The organism is Nguyenibacter vanlangensis (genome assembly GCF_013376155.1).
Classification (GTDB): Bacteria; Pseudomonadota; Alphaproteobacteria; order Acetobacterales; family Acetobacteraceae; genus Gluconacetobacter; species Gluconacetobacter vanlangensis.
This window is the reverse complement of the sequence record NZ_JABXXP010000218.1, coordinates 1-4,565: the sequence shown is the minus strand read 5'-3', so window position 1 is coordinate 4,565 and position 4,565 is coordinate 1. Positions and strand designations below refer to the sequence as shown.

The window sequence follows — 4,565 nt, the reverse complement described above, 5'->3', positions numbered from 1 at the left end:
GTTGTCCCGGGCGAGCGCCCAGGGGGAAGGCCGCGCGCTGGTCGAGCTGACGCAGCAGCCGATCCTGGTCGCGACGGCGAATACGCTGTCGCAACTGGAGGCGAGCCGCATGCAGAAGGCGGAGGCCCTGGGACCGCATCATCCCGACCTGGCCGGCCTGGACATGCAGATCGCCGCGACCCGCGCCAGCCTGGCGAGCGAATTGCGCGCCGCCCTGTCGTCGATCAACGAGGAGGTCGTCTCGGCCCGGGCGGAGGTCGCGCAACTGACGCAGGACCTGGATCAGTTGCGCCAGCAGGCCAGCGTTCAGAGTTCGCCGCAGGCCGAGTATCTGATGCTGGAGCAGGAAGCGCAGAGCGCGCGCGAGGTCTATGAGGCGTTTCTGGGACGGTCGAAGGAGATGGTCGATCGGGTGGCGCTGCTGCAGCCGCCCGTCAGCTTCGTTTCGCATGCCTCGCCGCCCGATGCGCCGACCTTTCCCAATCGCAAGAAGCTGCTGATGGGCGTCGTGGTCCTGTCGCTGGTCGCCGCCGGGGCCGCGGTCTTCCTGCGCGACCTGCTGTCGCCGGGCTTCGGCGAGATCGAGCAGTTGCGCGCGCTGATCGGCCTGCCGCTTCTGACGGCCATTCCCAGGATCGCGGCGCGCGACAAGCATGCGGTGCGCCGGCACGTGCTGGACGCGCCGTTTTCCACCGCCAGCGAAGCGGTACGCAGCCTGCTTGCGCAATTGTCGCTGTCCGCCGTCCAGACCGGGCGCGGGCGGGTCATCGCCGTGACGTCGGCCGCGGGCGGGGAAGGAAAGACGTCGCTGACCTATTGGCTGTCGGCCCTGGCCCGGACCGGCGGCCAGCCGGTGCTGGTCATCGACGGCGATCACCGCCAGAGCACCGGGCGCCGCGCCGACGTGCCGGCGCAGCGCGGCCTGACGGAACTGCTGACCGGAACGGCCTCGATTTCGGATGTCGTCCAGCGGGACGGCGAGACGGGGGTGGATTTCATCTCGGCCGGCGCGCCCGGCATGTTTGCGTTCGATCCGGCGGAGATCGCGCGGCTGCGCGAGCTTTTGAAGACGATCAGCCAGTCCTACAGCCTGATCATCATCGACAGCCCGCCCCTGCAATGCATGCCGGACGGGCTGGTTTACGGCGCCGTCGCGGACCAGACCGTGTTCGTATGCCGGTGGCTGGAGACGTCGCGCGCCGCCGTGACGTCGTCGATCGAACGGCTTAAATCCTATGGCGCGAATGTCACGGGCGTCGTCGTGTCGATGGCGGAGGAATCGGCCGGCGCCTTTCCGGGGGCGCCCTATAGCGGCCAGCCGCGACGCCTTGCATTACCGTATCAGTCCTGAGGATCGTCCCCTTGAAGACCATCCATATCGTACGGCAGTTCAGCCCCTCGGTCGGGGGCCTTGAGGACTCGGTCCTGAATCTCTGCAGGGTGCAGCGCGACAATCTGGGCATCGACGCGCGGGTCGTGACGCTGAACCGCGTGTTCGGCGATCCGGCGGTCCTGCCGCCCACGGATGTCGTGCAGGGGGTGCCGGTGCAGCGGATCGGCTGGTCCGGGTCGACGCGGTATCCGATCGCGCCCCAGATCCTGTCGCATCTTGCCGGGGCGGATATCGTCCATGTGCACGCCATCGATTTTTTCTTCGACTACCTGGCGGCGACGCGCTGGCTGCATGGACGGACGCTGGTCGCGTCGACGCATGGCGGGTTTTTCCATACGAAGGCGCTGCGGCAGGTCAAGGCGCTCTGGTTCCAGACCCTGACCCGTGCGTCATTGCATGCCTATAAGCGCATCGTCGCCTGCAGCGTGAGCGATGCGCAGATGTTCGCCCCGATCGCGGGGAAGCGGCTGCTGACCATCGAGAACGGGATCGACCAGCGGAAATTCCGCGCCGCGTCGTCCGCCGCGCCGACGCGCACGATGATCAGTTTCGGCCGCTTCGCGCGGCACAAGCAGATCGACCTGCTTTTTCCCCTTCTCGCGCGGCTGCGCGCGCAAGGGGAGGATTGGCGCCTGATCGTGGCGGGGCGCCCCGCCGACCAGACGGAGGCCGATCTGGCCGAGGCCGCGCGGGCGTCGGGGGTCGCTGAGGCCACGCGCTTCGTGATCGCGCCGTCCGACGACATGTTGCGGAGCCTTTTCGGGGAGGCCAGTTATTATTGCTGCCTTTCGCAGCATGAAGGATTCGGCCTGGCAGCGGTCGAGGCCCTGTCGGCGGGGCTGATTCCCGTGCTGAGCGATATCGTGCCCTTTCGCCGCCTGGTCGAGCAGACGCAGGTGGGGATCGTGCGCCAGGCGCAGGACCTGGACGGGCTGGCGCGGGACATGCGCGACCTGCATCGGCAGGGCGAGGCGCACGTGTCCGCCGCCAGGGCCCGTGCGATCGCGGAATCGTCCCGTTATGACTGGGACGATGTGGCGCGCCGCTATGCCGAGCTGTACAGGTCGGTCCTGCCGGACGGCAGCGCCGCGGTGCCCCAGCCCCTTGCAATGGACGCGGCCCGGGGAGGCACGCTGACCTGATGGCGGCGGAACATGCCGGGCGCATCCGGCATCACCTGGCGACTCTGGCGGCGCTTACGGTCGCGGCCTGGAGTGTACCGGCTCATGCGCAGTTGATTTCGCAATATTTTCCGTCCGACCTGCCGGGCTACTCGTCTCCGGACCAGGCGGATTCCGTCGTCATGCGTCAATTGCTGAGCAACCGGCCCGCCGGCATTCCGGTCGGCAGTTTCATCCTGCGCCCTTCGGCCGCGGTGGCGGGCGGGTACAACACCAACACGCTGGCGGCGCCGCATACCGCGAGCCCGGAATTCGAATTCGACGGCGGGCTGAAGCTGAATTCCAACTGGACGCGCAACGCGCTGGGGGTTTTCGCATCCGTCAGCGACAGGCGCTTTCCGTCGATTCCATTCGCCGATTACACGAACTGGAGCGCGGGGACCGGCGGGTCGGTGGCCCTGGGCAACGACACGCTGGCGCTTGGCTATACCCATTATCAACTGCATCTGTCGTCGATGGATCTGGGCAATTTCGGCGTGTCGCGTCCGGTGCCCTATGACGCCAACGACGTCCGGCTGACCTATACGAAGCTGTTCGGCCGTTTCAGCCTGATTCCGGCGGCGATCTATGAGGATTACACGTTCGGCAGCGCCTTGGGCGGCGGGATCGATACCAGCTATGCCAGCCTCAGCCATCGCCTGGAGACGGGTTCGCTGACGTCGCGCTTCGAACTGTCGACCGGCAATGCGGCGGTGATGATCCTTCGCGGCTCGACCGCGCAATTCACCAACGGGGGCGAGGGGAACGACTATGCCGACGGGGCGGGATTCCTGGGGCTGGACCTGAATGCGGATTCGGTCATCCGCTATCGCCTGCTGGCGGGGGGCGAGACGCGCCATTTCACCCACGGCCCGGCGCCCGCGGTCACCACCCCGACCTTCGAGATCGACACGATCTGGACGCCGCGGCGGCGGGATACGATCAGCATCTATTTCTATCGGCGCATCCTGGACCCGGCCTCGCCCTTTGCGCGGAACCAGACCGTGACCGACGGGCGCGTGCAATGGGACCACGAACTGCGCCGCACGGTCGTCCTGCGCGGCTATGCGGAAGGCGGGATGAGCCAGACCGGGCGCACGGTCGCCGGCACCGCGTCGCGCACGCAGACCCTGTTCAAATTCGGCGTGTCGGCGAACTGGGTGATCAACCGCTATGTCACCGCATCGCTGTCCTATAGCCATGTGAACGATTTTTCCCATGGCGGCCTGCCCCCCGACCCGCTCTTTCCGACGCGGAAGTCGACCTTCGCCAGCAATTATGTCTCACTCGGGTTCAGTTTCGCCGAATGACGCCCACCGCAAGACCGGAGGACCTTGATGACTGCTTATTTTCCGCGCCGCATGCCTTCGCCTGTTCGCATCGTCTGCCTGGCGGCGCTGGCGACGCTGGCCGGCTGCGCCCCCGGGAGCAGCCTGCCGCCGATGCCGCCGCCGGCCAATGTGGCCTATCGGCTGGGGGCGGGCGATCAATTGCGGGTGCTGACCTATAACGATCTGCAACTGACCAACAGCTTTACCGTCGGCGACAACGGGCGGATCGCCTTTCCGCTGATCGGGTCGATCCAGGCGTCCGGCCTGACGACGCATGAGCTTGAGAGTGCCATCACCTCCCGCCTGGTGGCGGAGGGCGTTCTGAACCATCCCAGCGTGTCCGTCGAGGTCACGCAGTACCGGCCGATCTTCGTCCTGGGCGAAGTCGCCCATCCGGGGCAATATCCCTATATGCCGGGCATGACGACGTTGAGCGCGGTGGCGTTGGCGGGTGGCTATACCTATCGCGCGATCACCGATTATGCCGGCGCGGTCCGCTCCGGCCCGGACGGCCAGGCCGCCGAAGGACGGGTGAAGCGCAATTCCCTGCTGCAGCCCGGCGACGTCATAACCGTCTATGAGCGATATTTCTGAATTCCGGCGCGGCGGGCGCGTCGGCGGCGGTGGGCGCCGCCGGGGTGGGCGGGGAATCGTCCTCCATCACTGACAGGTCGGGCACGG

4 protein-coding genes are annotated in these 4,565 nt (G+C 67.1%); all 4 read left to right on the top strand.

Annotated features, from left to right (window positions below; genetic code table 11):
- Nucleotides 1-1,351, top strand: a 1,351-nt coding sequence (locus HUK84_RS11020; RefSeq protein ID WP_176640342.1) for a polysaccharide biosynthesis tyrosine autokinase, incomplete at its 5' end; no start/stop codon positions are given.
- A gap of 11 nt (nt 1,352-1,362) precedes the next feature.
- Nucleotides 1,363-2,535: a glycosyltransferase family 4 protein gene (locus HUK84_RS11015; RefSeq protein ID WP_176640341.1), complete on the top strand. Its 1,173-nt coding sequence runs from the start codon at nt 1,363-1,365 to the stop codon at nt 2,533-2,535.
- The gene (locus tag HUK84_RS11010; RefSeq protein ID WP_176640340.1) at nt 2,535-3,863 is read left to right on the top strand and encodes an outer membrane beta-barrel protein; all 1,329 of its coding nucleotides are present in this window, start codon (nt 2,535-2,537) and stop codon (nt 3,861-3,863) included. The genes HUK84_RS11015 and HUK84_RS11010 overlap by 1 nt, the downstream gene beginning before the upstream one ends.
- A 27-nt stretch (nt 3,864-3,890) precedes the next feature.
- A complete protein-coding gene (locus HUK84_RS11005) occupies nt 3,891-4,478 on the top strand; it encodes a polysaccharide biosynthesis/export family protein (RefSeq protein ID WP_176640339.1) in 588 nt (195 codons plus the stop codon).
- Nucleotides 4,479-4,565: the final 87 nt, after the last annotated feature.